Below are 15298 nucleotides of genomic sequence, written 5' to 3' on the forward strand. Positions count from 1 at the left end.
CAACCAGTCGCTGAACGCTGCGTTTCCCAGCCCACACCGTCACCCCGGACGTGTTCCGGGGTCCAACCCTCCCCGGGCGCTAACGCTTGTGGATGGTTGGATGCCGGGACAAGCCCGGCATGACGGTTTGGGTCAGGCCGCGTCCAGTTCTGGATAATGCCGGAAGATGCCTTGCTCGTTGAACGGGATGCGGCGGTCGCTGGCGAGGTAGGCGGCGACGCCCGGCAATTCCGCCACGCGATCGTGCAGCGCGACCAGCGCCGGATAGCCGCCCTCGATCGCCGTCATCCGCCGCGGAAAGGCGTAGCGCAGGCCCTCGATCACCTGGAACAGGCTGGTGTCGATCGGCGACCATTGATCGCCCGCGACGAAATCGCCCGGCAACGCCTTCGCCGCGCGCTCGAAATAGCCGAGGAACTTGGGCATGCGCTGTTCGCGAAAACCCTCGGCATAGCGCGCCGCTTCCGCCGTCTGCTTCTCGTACGTCTCGTCGAGCGCGACCGGATGGTGCGTGTTGTGCACCTCGATCATGAAGTCGCTGACCGTCAGTTGCAGCTGGATCGTCCAGAACAGTTTCGCTTCGTCGTGCGGCGCGAGGCCGTGCGCGTCGGCGACATAGGTCAGGATGTGCGCGACCTGCGCGATCGTCATCGTGCCGGTGTCGAGATAGGGCGGGGCGAACGGCGCGAACGGCTGCCGCGCCTGCATGTCCTTCATCAACGCCTCGGCGCCCTGCTCGCGCGCGCAGTCGATATAGGGCACGCCGGCGCCCTCCAGCGCCAGCCGCACGAACTCGCCGCGGCCCTGGATCGAAGGCCAGTACCAGAGTTTATAGGGGGCCATGTCCTTCTCCCGGTGCCCGCGCCCGGATGGCGAGCGCGTGGATACGGGAGGACAACAGATCGGCGAGCGCCTGGTTCACCAGCCGTTGCCGCGCGACGCGATTGAGCCCGACGAACGCGGGACTCTCGACCGTGACCGTCCAATGCGATTCGCCGGTGCCGTCGTCACCCAGGTGGCCGGTATGGTGGTGGCTGTCGTTGACGACCTCGAGCGCGGTCGGGGACAGCGCGTCGGCGAGGCGACGGTGGATTTCGGGGCCAAGCGGCGTAGCGGCGACGGTCATCGCGCCTATATACAGCGTTTTGGTCCGAAAGCCCGTCCGCTGTCCGTTCCCCCGAAAGATCGTCCCAACACCCGCTTCCACGGTCGTGTCGAAGGCACCGGCCGCACCTGCGACGAGCCGGGCTGTGCCGAGCCGGGCGAGTTCCGCGCGCCGTTGCTGGCCGGCGCGACGCCGCGCCGCGACGGGCCGGGCGCGTTCCGCTACCTCTGCCTCGACCATGTCCGCGCATTCAATTCGGGCTACAATTTCTTCACCGGGATGAGCGCCGACGAGATCCACGACGCGCAGCGGCCGCTGGCGGGGTGGGAGAGCGAGACGCGCGCGTTCGCGCAGGGCGGTGCCGACCGGCCGCCGCGCTGGGCCGATTTCGGCGACCCGCTCGACGCGATCGGCGCGCGCTTCCGCGAGCGGATGGCGGCGGTGCGCAAGGACGGCAAGCCGCTGAGCCAGGCCGACCGCCGCTCGCTCAAGGTGCTGGGGCTCGACCCCGACGCCGACCGGCGCGCCTTGCGGACGCGCTATTCGGAGCTCGTGCGCAAGTTCCACCCCGATCGCAACGGCGGCGACCGCAGCATGGAAAAGGCGTTGCAGGAAGTGATCGCGGCGTATCAGCAGCTGAAGAAGTCGCCGGCGTTTGCGTAAGGGAAATCCTCCCCGTTCACGGGGAGGTGGCGCGCGTAGCGCGACGGAGGGGGTGAGCCTCGGCCGTGGCGCCTGCGGCCTCCCCCCTCCACCGGCTTCGCCGGTTCCCCTCCCCGCAAGCGGGGAGGATTGATTTATGCGCCCCGTCCCCGCAAAGCCCCGCCCATGAAACGCCGTACCGGACAGGACCGCTCGATCACGCAACACTGGCGCCCGGCGACGCAGGCCGTGCGCGGGGGGACGGCGCGGTCGGATTTCGGGGAGACGTCGGAAGCGCTCTTCCTGACCTCGGGCTACAGCTACGACACCGCCGGCGACGCCGCCGCGCGGTTCGCGGGCGAACAGGTCGGCATGACCTATTCCCGCCTCCAGAACCCGACCGTCGAGATGTTCGAGCAGCGCGCCGCGATGCTGGAGGGGGCGGAGGCCGCGCGCGCCACCGCGACCGGCATGGCGGCGATGACCGCGGCGCTGCTGTGCCAGCTCCAGACCGGCGACCATGTCGTGGCGGGGCGCGCCGCGTTCGGCTCGTGCCGCTGGCTGGTCGACACGCTGCTGCCGAAATTCGGGATCGGCGCCACCGTGGTCGATGCCCGCGATCCGCAGGCGTTCATCGACGCGACCCGGCCCGAGACCAAAGTCTATTTCTTCGAGACGCCGGCCAACCCGACGATGGACATCGTCGATCTGGCGGCGGTGTGCGGCATCGCGCGCGAGCGCGGCATCACCAGCGTGGTCGACAACGCCTTCGCCAGCCCCGCGCTGCAGCGGCCGATCGAGTTCGGCGCCGACGTCGTCGCGCATTCGGCGACCAAGATGATGGACGGCCAGGGCCGCGTGCTCGCCGGCGTGGTGTGCGGGAGCGAGGACTTCATCACCAACACGCTGCTGCCGTTTCATCGCAACACCGGCCCGACGCTCAGCGCGTTCAACGCCTGGGTGGTGCTGAAGGGGTTGGAAACGCTCGATCTCCGCATCCGCCGCCAGAGCGAGAATGCGATCGAGGTCGGCCGCTTCGTCGAGGGACGGGTGCCGCGCATCCTCCACCCCGGCCTGCCGAGCCACCCGCAGCACGATCTCGCGATGCGCCAGATGGACGCGGCCGGCAGCATCTTCGCGTTCGAACTCGACGGCGGGCGGGCGCAGGCGCACGCCTTGCTCGACGCGCTCCGGCTGATCGACATCTCGAACAATATCGGCGATTCCCGCTCGCTGATGACGCATCCCTCCTCGACCACGCATTACGGGGTGGCCGAGGACAAAAGGATCGAGATGGGCGTGACCGAGGGGCTGCTGCGCTTCAACGTCGGGCTGGAGGATCCGGCCGACCTGATCGAGGATCTCGACCAGGCATTCCGCGCGGTCGGGTTGTAACGATGGCGGGCGGCGCGATGACGGCGCTGTTCCCCAACGTCGCGGAAACGCGACAGGTGACGGTGCGCGTGTCGGTCAGCTACCTGCCCGAACAGTCGGAGCCGGCGCGCGGGCGCTGGTTCTGGGCCTACCACGTCCGGATCGAGAATGACGGATCGACCGCGGTCCAGCTGCTGACGCGGCACTGGATCATCACCGACGGCCGCGGCGCGCGCCATGCGGTCGAGGGCGAGGGCGTGGTCGGCGAGCAGCCGGTGATCGCGCCGGGCGCCTCGTTCGACTACGTCTCCGGCTGTCCGCTGGCGACCCCGACCGGGCGGATGGAGGGCAGCTATCACATGATCGCGGAGGACGGATCGACCTTCGACGTCGCGATCCCGCGCTTCGCCCTGGTCGCGCCGGCGGTCGGGGCGTGACATGGAGCGGGAGGGTCCGCGGGTCCCGACCCTGACGACCGAGCGGCTGGTGCTGCGGCAACTGCGCGCCGACGATGCCGATGCGCTGCACCCGATGTATGCCGATGTCGACGCCACGATGTACGGCAGCCACCCCGCCACCAGGACGATCGCGGAAACGCGCGAGCAGGTGGCGAAGCGGGCCGCTGCACCGGACTGGCGGGCATGGGCGATCACGCGGACCGGCGACGATACCGCGATCGGCACGGTTGCGAGCTACGAAAAGCGCCAGGGCAAGGTGACCGAGATCGGCTATTTCCTGTCACGCGCGCATTGGGGGCAGGGGATCGTCACCGAAGCGGTCGCGGCGTTGCTCGACCGGCTGTTCGCCGAAGGACAGCGGCGGGTGTTCGCCGATACCGATCCCGACAACACCGCGTCGACGCGCGTGCTCGAGCGGCTGGGCTTCACGCCGGAGGCGCGCTTGCGCGCCGAGTGGGAGACGCATATCGGCGTGCGCGACAGCCTGATCTGGGGCTTATTGGAACCCGAATGGACCGCCGCCCGCCACCGAACCTGAACGATCCCACCGAGCGCATCGCGTACCGGCAGGAGTTGCGCCGTATCGCGCGCGGCGTTCGTTATGGCGGCGTCGCGATCACCTTGGCCGGCGTGGCGCTCGCCCTGCTCCGCGCGAAGCTGTGGCCGCACGTGCCGAGCGTCGCGGTGATCGTCGTCATCGCGCTCGGCGCACTCCTGATGCTCACTGCGATCGCGCTGCGCACGGCCTACCACGCGGCGCGAATGCGCGGCGATTGACGTTCCACGTCTCGTAGGACGCTACCGTTTATACCAACTGCATAGTCAGCGGTTGGCCATTATTGTTTCGCTTTTTGCAACTTCGTGCTGCCGTCGGGGGCGGCGGTCGGATCGACCGACAGATCAAGTGTTTCGATTTGCGGGGTCGCCTCGCGAGACGGAATATGCGACCCGATCGATGCATCGACGACCCGAGCGGTCAGGGTATATCGTTCGACTCGCAGAACCCCGGGCGCCGACGCGTCCATGTTGAGGGGCGCGTAGCGGCGGCCCCGGATCGACTTGATGATCGGGGCGATCCATGTGGGCGTTCCTTTTTTGCCGGCGCGCAACACATCGACATCGGACACGTGTCCATCCGGTCCCACCCAGAAATCAATGTCGACCCATTCGCCGTCGAAATTCTGACGCGCGACCAATTCCATATCTGAAACTGTGCCACCTGAACTGGCCCGTGCATCGCCTTCGATGTAATCGTACGGCGGAGCGTAGAGGAGGATCGGCGCCTTTACCGATTTGTCCGTGCGGAAATTTGCGATCAGGCGGTCGACGGCCCCGGGATCGCCGGTCTTGGCATCGAGCATCGCAATGGTGATCCGCGCCGCCTCGCCAAACGGTTTCATCCGGGGATCGGGATTGTCGATCAGCCAGGCCGCCGCCTTCTTCGCCTCGGTCTTGTAGCGATAGGGAGGATGACTGGCGAGTTGGCTATACAGGCCGACGATGCGAAAACGTGCCAGTCCTTGGACGGTGAGCAGGCCCAGCGCCGCGGCTCGTTTCTCCACGAGGGTGTAGCGGTCGATGGCTTCGTGGTAGCGATAAAAACGCACCAGCATGTCGCCGACCTCGAGGTCGGCGCCCAAGATGCGATAGTCGTCTGCGGCTAACCCGGCTTTCAGCGAGCGAAGCGAGCCGTACACGCCGGTTATGTAGGTATCGGCGTCGCCCAGATGCTCGGCGACCCGATAACTGGCCCGATAAAGATAAGATACCGAGACCGGGTAATCTTTGGCGAAACCCCTGTTGCGGCCGAGCGACTTGCGCAGCGTCACGCTGGCATCGGCATATTTGCCATCGACGAACTGCTGTTCGGCAACCTTTATCGTCGCGGATATGTCTTCGTTCGGAGGACATTTGCGCGCGAGGCACGCGTCAAGGTTTTTTTGCAGATCGTGCAATCGTACGCCCGTAACGACGACCGTATTGCCGCTGGTATCGGCGGGCTTTTCCTGGGCAAATACCGGTGTGGCGGTCGCCAGGGCGACAATGGGCAGCACACGCAACATCGACGACCTCCGTATGACCGACCCAAGACTAGCCGATACCTTTGCTCGTCGGAAGATAGTTCCCGTCACGCGTCGATCGCTTCCTCGTCCAGCCGGGCCGCGTTTTCTTGGATGAAGGCGAAGCGGTGGGCGGGGTTGGTGCCCATCAGGCGGTCGACCAAGTCCTTCACGCCGGCGCGCTCCTCATATTCCTGGGGCAAAGTGATGCGGATCAGGCCGCGGCTGGTCGGAGCCATCGTCGTTTCCTTGAGCTGGCCCGGGTTCATCTCGCCCAGCCCCTTGAACCGCGACACCTCGACCTTCTTGCCCTTGAACACGGTTCGTTCGATCTCGGCGCGGTGGGCGTCGTCGCGCGCGTAGAGCGACTTCGCGCCGACGGTCAGGCGATAGAGCGGCGGCTGCGCGAGATAGAGATGCCCGCGCCGCACGATGTCGGGCATTTCCTGGAAGAAGAACGTCATCAGCAACGTCGCGATGTGCGCGCCGTCGACATCGGCGTCGGTCATGATGATGACGCGTTCGTAGCGGAGGTTGTCGGGCTGGCAGTCCTTGCGCGTGCCGCAGCCGAGCGCGAGGATCAGGTCGGCGATCTCGGTATTGGCCAGGATTTTCGCTGATGTCGCAGAGGCTACGTTCAGGATCTTGCCACGGATCGGCAGGATCGCCTGAGTCTTGCGGTCGCGCGCCTGTTTGGCGGAGCCGCCGGCCGAATCCCCCTCGACGATGAAGATCTCGGTCCCCGCCGGATCGTCGGCGGAACAGTCGGTCAGCTTGCCGGGCAGGCGGAGCTTGCGCCCGCTGGTCGCCGACTTGCGCTTGACCTCGCGCTCCTGCTTGCGGCGGAGGCGCTCGTCCATCCGTTCGAGCACGTAGCCGAGCAGCGCTTTCCCGCGGTCCATATTGTCCGACAGGAAATGGTCGAAATGGTCGCGCACCGCCTTTTCGACCAGCCCGGCCGCCTCGGGCGAGGTCAGGCGGTCCTTGGTCTGGCTCTGGAATTGCGGGTCGCGGATGAAGACCGAGAGCATCAGCTCGCAGCCCGTCATCACGTCGTCGGCGGTGATGTCCTTTGCGCGCTTCTGCCCGACCAGTTCGCCGAACGCGCGGATGCCGCGAACGAGAGCCGCGCGCAGGCCCGCTTCGTGCGTGCCGCCGTCCGGCGTCGGGATGGTGTTGCAATACCAGCTATAGCTACCGTCGCTCCACAGCGGCCAGGCGACCGCCCATTCGACGCGCCCCTGCTGCTCGCCGGGAAAGTCCTGGTTGCCGGCGAAGAACTGCGCCGTCGCGGTCTCGCGATCGCCGATCTGTTCCTTCAGGTGATCGGCGAGGCCGCCGGGGAACTGGAATACCGCCTCGGTCGGTGTGTCGTCGGTGATGATTTCCGTCGCACACTTCCAGCGAATCTCGACGCCCGCGAACAGATACGCCTTCGACCGCGCCAGCTTGTAGAGCCGCGTCGGCTTGAAGTGCAGTTCGGGACCGAAAATCTCGGGGTCGGGCGTGAAAGCGACCGACGTGCCGCGCCGGTTGGGCGTCGGGCCGAGCCTTTCGAGTGGCCCCAGCGTCTGTCCCTTCGAGAAACGCTGGCGGAACAGCTCGCGGTTGCGCGCGACTTCGATCACCGTGTCCTCGCTCAGCGCGTTGACCACCGAGATGCCGACGCCGTGCAGCCCGCCCGATGTCGCATACGCCTTGCCCGAGAATTTGCCGCCGGAGTGCAGCGTCGACAGGATCACTTCAAGCGCCGACTTGCCGGGGAACTTGGGATGCTCGTCGACCGGCATGCCGCGCCCGTTGTCGACGATGGTCAGGCGGTTACCCGCCTCCAGCGTGACCTCGATCCGCGTCGCGTGCCCCGCGACCGCCTCGTCCATCGCATTGTCGAGGATTTCGGCGGCTAGGTGGTGCAGCGCGCGCTCGTCGGTGCCGCCGACATACATGCCGGGGCGCCGCCGGACGGGCTCGAGTCCCTCCAGCACCTCGATCGAGGAGGCGTCGTAATCGCTGGTCGGCCTGGATGTGCCGCCTTCAAACAGGTCGTCGGACATGCGGAACGTATAGGGGGTGGCGAGTTACGCGTGCAAGCGTATCGCCGATCAGGCGTCCGCGAGGTCGAGGCGGCGTTTGACGAGGCCGACGTCGCCCCGGATCTGGTCGAGCTCGACATTGATGCGCGCGATATCCACCGCCATCGTCGCGACATGTTGCTCCAGTGACGACAATCGCATCTTCACCGACGCCATGTCGCGACGAAAGTCCGCAAACTCGCCATGGAGCCGCTTCAGCAGTTCGTAGGTGAGTTTGGCGGTGTCGCTCATTCGCGCAATCTACCGCCGAAACCCTGCGAAGCCCATTAACGCACGCGCGGGCCGCCGAACGGCAGCGGGGGTGGGGGGCGACGGTCGCGGCGGGGGAGCTGCGCCTGGTAGGCGTGACCGCAATGCGCGACGCAATACGGGAAGCCGGGGTTCACCTTCTCGCCGCAGAAATGGAAATCGGGTTCGCCGGGATGGCCGAGCGGCCATTTGCAGACCTTGTCGTTCAGATCGAGCAGGCTGGTCTTGTCGGCCATTTCGGGCGACGGCTTGGCCGGGACCAGCCGGCGGGGCGGGGCGGGGGCGATCGGCGGCTGCTGTTCGCCCGGCGCCTGACGCACGAAGCCGCCGGGACCGACCGAGCGCAGGATCGGCTGCGGCGGGGCGGCGGCGGGCTCGCCGACTTCGGTGACGGTGGTGATCGGCGGCGCGGTGTTGATGGGCGCGCGGGGGGGTGCCGCCGGAGCGGGCGTCGAGGCCGCGGGCGCGGCGGCGGCTGGCTTCCTGACCGGGGCGGCAGCGGCGGGTGCGGCGGCAGGCGCCGCGGCCTCGCTGTCGTTCGCCTTCACCGGCGACGGCCGCGATTGCAGCCCCAGGCGATGCGCCTTGCCGATCACGGCGTTGCGGCTGACCCCGCCCAGCGCCTCGGCGATCTGGCTCGCGGTCTGGCCCGCTTCCCACATCTTCTTGAGCGAGTCGATCCGCTCGTCGGTCCAGCTCATCCTTGGTCCTTTCAAACTCGTCGCGGGCGGTTGCGGGTGCGTGCATCCGGGCCTAACTGCCCAGGTCATGGACGCGCCCACTCCCGCTCATCAAAACCTTGCGATGACGCCGCCCGGCGTTCCGGTGATCCGAAGCGTGAATTGGGGCGGCCTCAAGACCCTCTATGTGAAGGAGGTGCGCCGGTTCTTCAAGGTGCACCTGCAGACGATCTGGGCGCCGGCGGCGACGACATTGCTGTTCCTGGTCGTTTTCACCATCGCGACGGGGGCGAAGCGGCCGGTCACGGTCGGCGGCGTCGACATCCCGTTCGCCGATTTCATCGCCCCCGGCCTCATCATCAGCCAGGGGATGATGGGCCCGGCCTTCGCCAATGCCAGCTTCTCGTTGCTGGTCGGCAAGATCCAGGGGACGATCGTCGATTACCTGATGCCGCCTTTGTCCACGCTTGAACTGCTGGCGGCGCTGGTCGGGGGCGCGATGACGCGGGCGTTCTTCGTCGGAGCGATCGTATGGGCGGCGATGGCGCTGTACGGCGTCGGGGTCTGGCCGCAGCATCTCTGGGCGGTGGTGTGGTTCGGGTTCCTGGGCGCGATGTTCCTGTCGCTGCTCGGCGTCCTGACCTCGATCTGGGCGGACAAGTTCGATCATGCCGCGGCGGTGACCAATTTCGTGATCGTGCCGCTCGGGTTGCTGTCGGGCACCTTCTATTCGGTCGACCGGCTGGCGCCGGCGTTCCGCGCGTTCAGCCATATGAACCCGTTCTTCTACATCATCTCGGGCTTTCGCTACGGGTTCCTCGGCACCGCCGATTCGCCGATCGTGGTCGGCAGCGTGGCGGTGTTCGGGCTCGACGTCGTGCTCGCGATCGTCTGCTACACGCTCCTCGCCAAGGGGTGGAAGATCAAGAGCTGACCCGCGCCATCCGGCTGAACGGCGGCTGCACGCCGCATTCAGCCTGCACGCATCGCGACTCGCCTAGACCGGCTCCAGCACCGACATGGTGCCAAGGAGGTAGGTTATGCGTAAGGCTCTCGTTTCGATCGCCGCCCTCGGCGCCGCGCTGGTCGCGGTTCCGGCGATGGCGCAATCCTATGGCTATCCCGACGCCAATTACGGCCCGCAGGCGTGGCACCATGGCGGACAGGGCGGCTATCGCCCCGATCGCGTGTCGGTCGATCAGGTCCGTTATGCGGTCGATCGCGCTATCCGCAGCGGGCGCGTGTCGGGACGCGAGGCGTGGGCGCTGCGTCGCGCGGTCGACGACCTCCAACGCCGCGACTGGCGGGCGCAGCGCGACGGCTATAGCTGGGACGAGCGCCGCGACATCGACATGCGCGGGCGCGAGATCCTGCAGCGGCTGCGCTACAGCGACGGCTACGGCGGATATGGCGATGACGGCTATGGCGATCGCGGCCCCGGTGCGCCGCCCCCGCCGCCGCCCGGCCCTCCGGGACCGCCGCCGCCGCCCCGCGGCTGGTAGTCGAGCGACCGAACGGCGGGTGGCGACACCCGCCGTTTTCGCATGGTGTTGACGCTCGCCGTCCCCCCCAAGTAAATGCGCGCGCCGGGCGGTCCCATTCCGGGGCCGCCTTTTGCATTTTTATGAGGAGTCAGGCCCGTGACGATCACCCCGCTCATGCCCGTTTACCCGCGGTGCGGGGTGCGGCCGGTGCGAGGCGAGGGGGTCTATCTCTACGGCGAGCGCGGCGAGCAGTATCTCGACTTCGCCGCCGGCATCGCGGTCAACGCGCTGGGGCATGGGCATCCGAAGCTGGTCAAGGCGATCGCCGACCAGGCGGCGACGCTGATGCACGTGTCGAACCTCTACGGCAGTCCGCAGGGCGAGAGTCTCGCACAGCGCATCGTCGACATGAGCTTCGCCGACACGGTGTTCTTCACCAATTCGGGCGTCGAGGCGATCGAGTGCGCGATTAAGACCGCGCGCCGCTATCACTACGTCAACGGCAATCCGGAGCGGCACAAGCTCGTCACGTTCAAGAACGCGTTCCACGGCCGCTCGATCGGCGCGATCTCCGCGACCGACCAGGCCAAGATGCGCGACGGGTTCGAGCCGTTGCTGCCCGGGTTTGACTATGTGAAGTTCAACGACCTAGCGGGTGCGCTGGCGAAGATCGACGGCGAGACGGCCGGCTTCCTGGTCGAGACGGTGCAGGGCGAGGGCGGGATGACTGCCGGTACGCCCGAATTCATCCGCGGCCTGCGCCAGGCGTGTGACGAGCACAGGCTCTTGCTCATCCTCGACGAGATCCAGTGCGGCTACGGCCGGACCGGCAAGATGTGGGCGTACGAGCATTACGGCATCACCCCCGACATCATGACGGTGGCGAAGGGCATCGGCGGCGGCTTCCCGCTCGGCGCGTGCCTCGCGACCGAGGAAGCGGCCAAGGGCATGGTGATCGGCACCCACGGCTCGACCTATGGCGGCAATCCGCTGGCGATGGCGGCGGGCGAGGCGGTGCTCGACGTGATGCAGGAGCCGGGGTTCCTGGAGCATGTGACCGCAATGGGCGACCGCCTGCGCGCCGCGTTCGAGCAGCTGATCCCGAACCACGACCATCTGTTCGAGGAAATCCGGGGCAAGGGCTTGATGCTCGGCATCAAGATGAAGGAGCCGGCGGTCAGCCGCGATTTCGTGGCGCATCTCCGCGACAATCACGGCCTGCTGACGGTCGCGGCGGGCGAGAACGTGTTCCGCGTCCTGCCGCCGCTCGTCATCGAGGAATCGCACATCGCCGAATGCATCGAGCGCCTGAGCGAAGGCGCCCGGACCTTCGCAGGGCCGAGCGATGATTGACGGTATCCATCACCCCTCTCCCCTGGGGAGAGGGGCAAGCCGCGCAGCGGCGCGGGGTGAGGGCTGGGTCGAGACGCTAGCCGTTCCGACCTGTCCTCACCCTCCCGCCGCCTGCGGCGGCTCCTTCCCTCTCCCAGTGGGAGAGGGACAGTGACGCGCCACTTCCTCAACCTCTCCGATGCCGGACCCGACGGCGTCGCCGCGATCTTGGCCGATGCGATCGAGCGCAAGGCGGCGCGGGCCGGCTGGCCCAAGGGCAAGCCCGATGCCGACGCCCCGCTTAGCGGGCGCGTGCTCGCGATGGTGTTCGAGAAGAACTCGACGCGCACGCGGTTCAGCTTCGACGCGGCGATCCGCCAGCTCGGCGGGGCGGCGATCATCTCCGACGCCGGGCAGATGCAGCTGGGTCGGGGCGAGAGCATCGCCGACACCGCGCGCATCCTGTCGGGCTATTGCGACGCGATCATGATCCGCACCGACGATCATGCCAAGGTCGTCGAGATGGCGGAATACGCCAGCGTGCCCGTCATCAACGGCCTGACCGACTATTCGCACCCCTGCCAGATCGTCGCCGACCTCCAGACGATCATCGAGAGCGGGCGGTCGCTGCCGGGGCTGAAGGTCGCGTGGCTGGGCGACGGCAACAACGTGCTGGCGTCGTTCATGGAAGCCGCCGGGCTGATGCACTTCGACGTCGTCGCGGCCTGTCCGCAGGGGTTCCAGCCCTCCGACGCCGACGTCGCGCTGGGGCAGGGGCGGGCGACGATCGTCGGCACCGCGAAGGAAGCGGTCGAGGGCGCGGACGTCGTCGTCACCGACACCTGGATCTCGATGGGCCAGGCGCATGCCGAGACCAAGCTGGCGGCGATGATGCCGTTCCAGGTCGATGCCGCGCTGATGGCGGCGGCGAAACCCGACGCGAAATTCCTCCACTGCCTGCCCGCGCATCGCGGCGAGGAAGTGACGCCCGACGTGATCGACGGCCCGCAATCGCTGATCTGGCAGGAGGCGGAGAACCGGCTGCATGCGCAGAAAGCGATCCTGCGCTGGTGCTTCGGGCAGATCGGTTGAGGTTGCGGGCGCGCATCCCGCTCACCAAATAGCCGCCATCCTCGCGAAAGCGGGGACCCATTTCCGACGACTTCCACGATCACGACGGCTGTGATGCGCGGTTAGCGCGGGAGATGGGTCCCCGCTTTCGCGGGGATGACGTTTTGAGGATTTGCCGTGACCGACCACACCCCCGACATCGACGAAGCGATCGGCTTCACCCTTCCCGGCCGGCATGCGCGCGGGCGGATGGTGCGAGTGGGGTCGGTGCTCGACACGATCCTGTCGGCGCATGCCTATCCGCCCGCGATCGAGGCATTGCTGGCCGAGGCGCTGACGCTGACCGCGCTGATCGGCGCGACGCTGAAGGATCCGTCCGGGCAGCTGACGTTGCAGGCGCAGACCCAGGCCGGCGTCGTCACGCTGCTGGTGTGCGACTATCGCGGTGGCGAACTGCGCGGGTACGTGCAGTACGACGCCGACCGGCTGGCCGAGGCGCCCGCCGACCCGACCCTGTTCGCGCTGTTCGGTGAGGGATATCTGGCGATCACGTTCGACCTCGCGTCGTCGGGCGAGCGGTATCAGGGCATCGTCCCGCTCGACGGCGAGACGATGGCGCAGGCGGCCGAGAGCTATTTCGTCCAGTCCGAGCAGATTCCGACGCTGATCCGTATCGACACCAAGCGCGACACCGCCGGGCGGCACGTCGCCGGCGGGCTGTTCCTCCAGCACCTGCCCGAGGGCGAGGACGGGCGCGAGCGGCTGCACACCCGGCTCGACCATCCCGAATGGGAGCATGTCGCGATCCTGGGCCAGACCGTCGCCGCCGACGAACTCGCCGACCTCGGACTGCCGTTCGAGACGCTGATCTGGCGCTTGTTCAACGAGGAGGACGAAGTCCGCCTGCTCGCGCGCACCGCGATCACCAAGGGGTGCCGCTGCGACCCCGCTTACATCGCCAGCGTCCTCGCCAAGTTCACGCCCGAAGATCGCCGCGAGATGGCCGACGAGGCCGGCATGATCCAGGTCGATTGCAAGTTCTGCGCGCGCGCCTTTCCGGTTCCCGCCGACGCGTGAGCGCGCGTTAAGCCGAGGTTTAGACTTATTCTGCCATATTCCCGTCATTGCTTTCGGGCATGCTTTTCTCCCTGTTAGACGCATGGAAGCGTCCAGACTGGGCCATCTCGCAAGGGGTGGCCCTTTTCTTTGTAGCGTAGGGCGGAAAAACCAAATCCTCCCCCCGCAAGGGGGGAGGTGTCAGCGTAGCTGTCGGAGGGGGGGTCAGAGACCAACTATCGTTTCGTATCCGCCCCCTCCGGCGCCTTCGGCACCACCTCCCCTGGCGGGGAAGGATGCGGCTGGGTTGCAGCCACGGCTCGAAGCGCCTAGCGCGCGGGAAATCATGAAGGACGAACAACGACCCCTGGCGGTCGCCCTGATTTCGGGCGGCCTCGATTCGATGGTGACCGCGGCGTGGATGAAGGAGCGGGGCTATCGCCTGCTCGCGCTGTCGGTCGATTACAACCAGCGCCACCAGATCGAGCTCGCCGCCGCGCGCCGTATCGCGCACGTGCTGGGGGCGGAGCGGCACGTCGTGCTGCCGCTCGACCTGCGCGCGTTTGGCGGGTCGGCGCTGACCGCGGAGATCGACGTTCCCAAGGGCGGCGTCGGCGCGGACATCCCGGTCACCTACGTGCCCGCGCGCAACACGATCTTCCTCTCGCTGTCGCTCGGCTGGGCGGAGGCCGCGGGCGCGCGCGACTTGGCGATCGGGGTCAACGCGCTCGATTATTCGGGCTATCCCGACTGCCGGCCCGAATTCATCCAGGCGTTCGAGGCGATGGCGGCGCTGGCGACCAAGGCCGGGGTCGAGGGCGAGCGGTTTCGCGTCCACACCCCGCTCCAGCACCTGTCAAAGGCCGATATCGTTCACGAGGGCGCGCGGCTGGGGCTGGACATGGGGCTGAGCTGGTCGTGCTACGACCCGGCGCCGGGCGGGCTGCATTGCGGGCTGTGCGACAGTTGCCGGCTGCGCGCCAAGGGGTTCGAGGAAGCGGGCATCGCCGACCCGACCGCCTACGCGACACGGCCCTGAGGATCGGGGCATGAGCTATGCCGTCAAGGAGATGTTCCTGACGCTCCAGGGGGAGGGCGTGCAGGCCGGACGCCGCGCGGTGTTCGTACGCTTTGCCGGGTGCAATCTGTGGTCGGGGCGCGAGCAGGACCGTGCGCAGGCGATCTGCCGCTTCTGCGACACCGATTTCGTCGGGACCGACGGCGATGGCGGCGGCAAGTTCGCCGATGCGGCGGCGCTGGCCATGGCGGCGGCGGCGATGTGGGGCGAGGGGACGGCGGAACGCTTCTGCGTGCTGACCGGGGGCGAGCCGATGTTGCAGGTCGACGACGCGCTGGTCGATGCGCTGCACGGCGCGGGGTTCACGATCGCGATGGAGAGCAACGGGACGCTCGCTGCGCATTCCGGGATCGACTGGCTCTGCGTCAGCCCCAAGGCGGGGAGCGACGTGGTGCAGCGCACGGGCGATGAATTGAAGCTGGTCTGGCCGCAACCGGGCAGCGATGTCGCCGCGATCGAGACGTGGGACTTCGCGCACCATCTGGTGCAGCCGCTCGATACCGGCGACGCGGCCGGCAATGCGGCGAGCATGGCGGCGGCGATCGCGCTGGTGATGGACCGCCCGCGCTGGCGCCTGACGTTGCAGGCGCACAAGCAACTGGGCCTGCGGTAGGAC

At 67.6% G+C, this 15298-nt stretch carries 18 protein-coding genes; 12 read left to right on the forward strand and 6 right to left on the reverse strand.

The genetic code is table 11. The annotated features are described in order from the left end of the window. Nucleotides 1–132: 132 nt before the first annotated feature. Nucleotides 133–843 (reverse strand): glutathione S-transferase, encoded by a 711-nt coding sequence (locus tag J0I47_RS00420; protein ID WP_294044469.1) that lies wholly within the window; start codon nt 841–843, stop codon nt 133–135. After that, nucleotides 830–1126 carry a BolA family protein gene (locus J0I47_RS00425; protein ID WP_294044470.1) on the reverse strand — a complete coding sequence of 99 codons (297 nt, stop codon included), beginning with the start codon at nt 1124–1126 and terminating at the stop codon, nt 830–832. Before J0I47_RS00425 ends, J0I47_RS00420 begins: the two co-directional genes overlap by 14 nt. Nucleotides 1127–1165: 39 nt before the next feature. Between J0I47_RS00425 and J0I47_RS00430 the strand changes: the two genes are divergently transcribed. The 5 genes from J0I47_RS00430 (at nt 1166) to J0I47_RS00450 (ending at nt 4356) form a co-directional block, all read left to right on the forward strand. Then, nucleotides 1166–1768: a J domain-containing protein gene (locus J0I47_RS00430; RefSeq protein WP_294045822.1), complete on the forward strand. Its 603-nt coding sequence runs from the start codon at nt 1166–1168 to the stop codon at nt 1766–1768. Nucleotides 1769–1933: 165 nt separating this feature from the next. Then, on the forward strand, nt 1934–3142 hold the full coding sequence (locus J0I47_RS00435) for a PLP-dependent transferase (protein ID WP_294044471.1): 1209 nt from the start codon (nt 1934–1936) through the stop codon (nt 3140–3142). Nucleotides 3143–3159: 17 nt separating this feature from the next. Continuing rightward, nucleotides 3160–3558: a Co2+/Mg2+ efflux protein ApaG gene (apaG, locus tag J0I47_RS00440; RefSeq protein ID WP_294044472.1), complete on the forward strand. Its 399-nt coding sequence runs from the start codon at nt 3160–3162 to the stop codon at nt 3556–3558. Between the two features lies 1 nt (nt 3559). Then, a complete protein-coding gene (locus J0I47_RS00445; protein WP_294044473.1) occupies nt 3560–4117 on the forward strand; it encodes a GNAT family protein in 558 nt (185 codons plus the stop codon). Beyond that, nucleotides 4090–4356 (forward strand): hypothetical protein, encoded by a 267-nt coding sequence (locus tag J0I47_RS00450; RefSeq protein WP_294044474.1) that lies wholly within the window; start codon nt 4090–4092, stop codon nt 4354–4356. The genes J0I47_RS00445 and J0I47_RS00450 overlap by 28 nt, the downstream gene beginning before the upstream one ends. A gap of 59 nt (nt 4357–4415) precedes the next feature. On the opposite strand, the gene J0I47_RS00455 is transcribed toward J0I47_RS00450, so the two are convergent. The 4 genes from J0I47_RS00455 to J0I47_RS00470 form a co-directional block, all read right to left on the reverse strand. Further along, nucleotides 4416–5642: a hypothetical protein gene (locus tag J0I47_RS00455; RefSeq protein WP_294044475.1), complete on the reverse strand. Its 1227-nt coding sequence runs from the start codon at nt 5640–5642 to the stop codon at nt 4416–4418. A 65-nt stretch (nt 5643–5707) separates the two neighbouring features. Beyond that, nucleotides 5708–7693, reverse strand: coding sequence for a DNA topoisomerase IV subunit B (gene parE / locus J0I47_RS00460; protein ID WP_294044476.1), 1986 nt, complete (start codon nt 7691–7693; stop codon nt 5708–5710). Between the two features lie 48 nt (nt 7694–7741). Then, nucleotides 7742–7963: a hypothetical protein gene (locus J0I47_RS00465; RefSeq protein WP_294044477.1), complete on the reverse strand. Its 222-nt coding sequence runs from the start codon at nt 7961–7963 to the stop codon at nt 7742–7744. A 35-nt stretch (nt 7964–7998) separates the two neighbouring features. Further along, the gene (locus J0I47_RS00470) at nt 7999–8682 is read right to left on the reverse strand and encodes a GcrA family cell cycle regulator (RefSeq protein ID WP_294044478.1); all 684 of its coding nucleotides are present in this window, start codon (nt 8680–8682) and stop codon (nt 7999–8001) included. Between the two features lie 103 nt (nt 8683–8785). Here J0I47_RS00470 and J0I47_RS00475 point away from each other — a divergent pair, with 103 nt between their 5' ends. The 7 genes from J0I47_RS00475 (at nt 8786) to queE (ending at nt 15295) form a co-directional block, all read left to right on the forward strand. Continuing rightward, entirely contained in the window at nt 8786–9595 is an 810-nt protein-coding gene (locus tag J0I47_RS00475) for an ABC transporter permease (protein ID WP_294044479.1), read from the forward strand. A gap of 106 nt (nt 9596–9701) precedes the next feature. Further along, nucleotides 9702–10163, forward strand: coding sequence for a hypothetical protein (locus J0I47_RS00480; RefSeq protein ID WP_294044480.1), 462 nt, complete (start codon nt 9702–9704; stop codon nt 10161–10163). Nucleotides 10164–10301: 138 nt separating this feature from the next. Next, the gene (locus J0I47_RS00485; protein WP_294044481.1) at nt 10302–11498 is read left to right on the forward strand and encodes an aspartate aminotransferase family protein; all 1197 of its coding nucleotides are present in this window, start codon (nt 10302–10304) and stop codon (nt 11496–11498) included. A 150-nt stretch (nt 11499–11648) separates the two neighbouring features. Then, complete coding sequence (argF, locus tag J0I47_RS00490; protein WP_294044482.1) at nt 11649–12569, forward strand: ornithine carbamoyltransferase; 921 nt, start codon at nt 11649–11651, stop codon at nt 12567–12569. 156 nt (nt 12570–12725) lie between these two features. Continuing rightward, nucleotides 12726–13625 carry an Hsp33 family molecular chaperone HslO gene (locus J0I47_RS00495; RefSeq protein WP_294044483.1) on the forward strand — a complete coding sequence of 300 codons (900 nt, stop codon included), beginning with the start codon at nt 12726–12728 and terminating at the stop codon, nt 13623–13625. A 325-nt stretch (nt 13626–13950) separates the two neighbouring features. Beyond that, nucleotides 13951–14643, forward strand: a complete 693-nt coding sequence (gene queC / locus J0I47_RS00500; protein ID WP_294044484.1) for a 7-cyano-7-deazaguanine synthase QueC — start codon at nt 13951–13953, stop codon at nt 14641–14643. 10 nt (nt 14644–14653) lie between these two features. After that, on the forward strand, nt 14654–15295 hold the full coding sequence (gene queE / locus J0I47_RS00505; RefSeq protein WP_294044485.1) for a 7-carboxy-7-deazaguanine synthase: 642 nt from the start codon (nt 14654–14656) through the stop codon (nt 15293–15295). The last annotated feature ends 3 nt before the right edge of the window (nt 15296–15298 follow it).

It is taken from the genome of Sphingomonas sp. (genome assembly GCF_017304635.1).
Taxonomy (GTDB): domain Bacteria; phylum Pseudomonadota; class Alphaproteobacteria; order Sphingomonadales; family Sphingomonadaceae; genus Sphingomonas.

Excerpts from the sequence above, each read along its gene's own strand:
- queC (WP_294044484.1), top strand. The coding sequence starts at position 13,951 with ATGAAGGACGAACAACGACCCCTGGCGGTCGCCCTGATTTCGGGCGGC.
- J0I47_RS00435 (WP_294044471.1), top strand. The coding sequence starts at position 1,934 with ATGAAACGCCGTACCGGACAGGACCGCTCGATCACGCAACACTGGCGC.
- J0I47_RS00470 (WP_294044478.1), bottom strand. The coding sequence starts at position 8,682 with ATGAGCTGGACCGACGAGCGGATCGACTCGCTCAAGAAGATGTGGGAA.
- J0I47_RS00425 (WP_294044470.1), bottom strand. The coding sequence starts at position 1,126 with ATGACCGTCGCCGCTACGCCGCTTGGCCCCGAAATCCACCGTCGCCTC.
- J0I47_RS00480 (WP_294044480.1), top strand. The coding sequence starts at position 9,702 with ATGCGTAAGGCTCTCGTTTCGATCGCCGCCCTCGGCGCCGCGCTGGTC.
- J0I47_RS00445 (WP_294044473.1), top strand. The coding sequence starts at position 3,560 with ATGGAGCGGGAGGGTCCGCGGGTCCCGACCCTGACGACCGAGCGGCTG.
- J0I47_RS00455 (WP_294044475.1), bottom strand. The coding sequence starts at position 5,642 with ATGTTGCGTGTGCTGCCCATTGTCGCCCTGGCGACCGCCACACCGGTA.
- parE (WP_294044476.1), bottom strand. The coding sequence starts at position 7,693 with ATGTCCGACGACCTGTTTGAAGGCGGCACATCCAGGCCGACCAGCGAT.
- J0I47_RS00475 (WP_294044479.1), top strand. The coding sequence starts at position 8,786 with ATGACGCCGCCCGGCGTTCCGGTGATCCGAAGCGTGAATTGGGGCGGC.
- queE (WP_294044485.1), top strand. The coding sequence starts at position 14,654 with ATGAGCTATGCCGTCAAGGAGATGTTCCTGACGCTCCAGGGGGAGGGC.
- J0I47_RS00420 (WP_294044469.1), bottom strand. The coding sequence starts at position 843 with ATGGCCCCCTATAAACTCTGGTACTGGCCTTCGATCCAGGGCCGCGGC.
- J0I47_RS00450 (WP_294044474.1), top strand. The coding sequence starts at position 4,090 with ATGGACCGCCGCCCGCCACCGAACCTGAACGATCCCACCGAGCGCATC.
- apaG (WP_294044472.1), top strand. The coding sequence starts at position 3,160 with ATGACGGCGCTGTTCCCCAACGTCGCGGAAACGCGACAGGTGACGGTG.
- J0I47_RS00465 (WP_294044477.1), bottom strand. The coding sequence starts at position 7,963 with ATGAGCGACACCGCCAAACTCACCTACGAACTGCTGAAGCGGCTCCAT.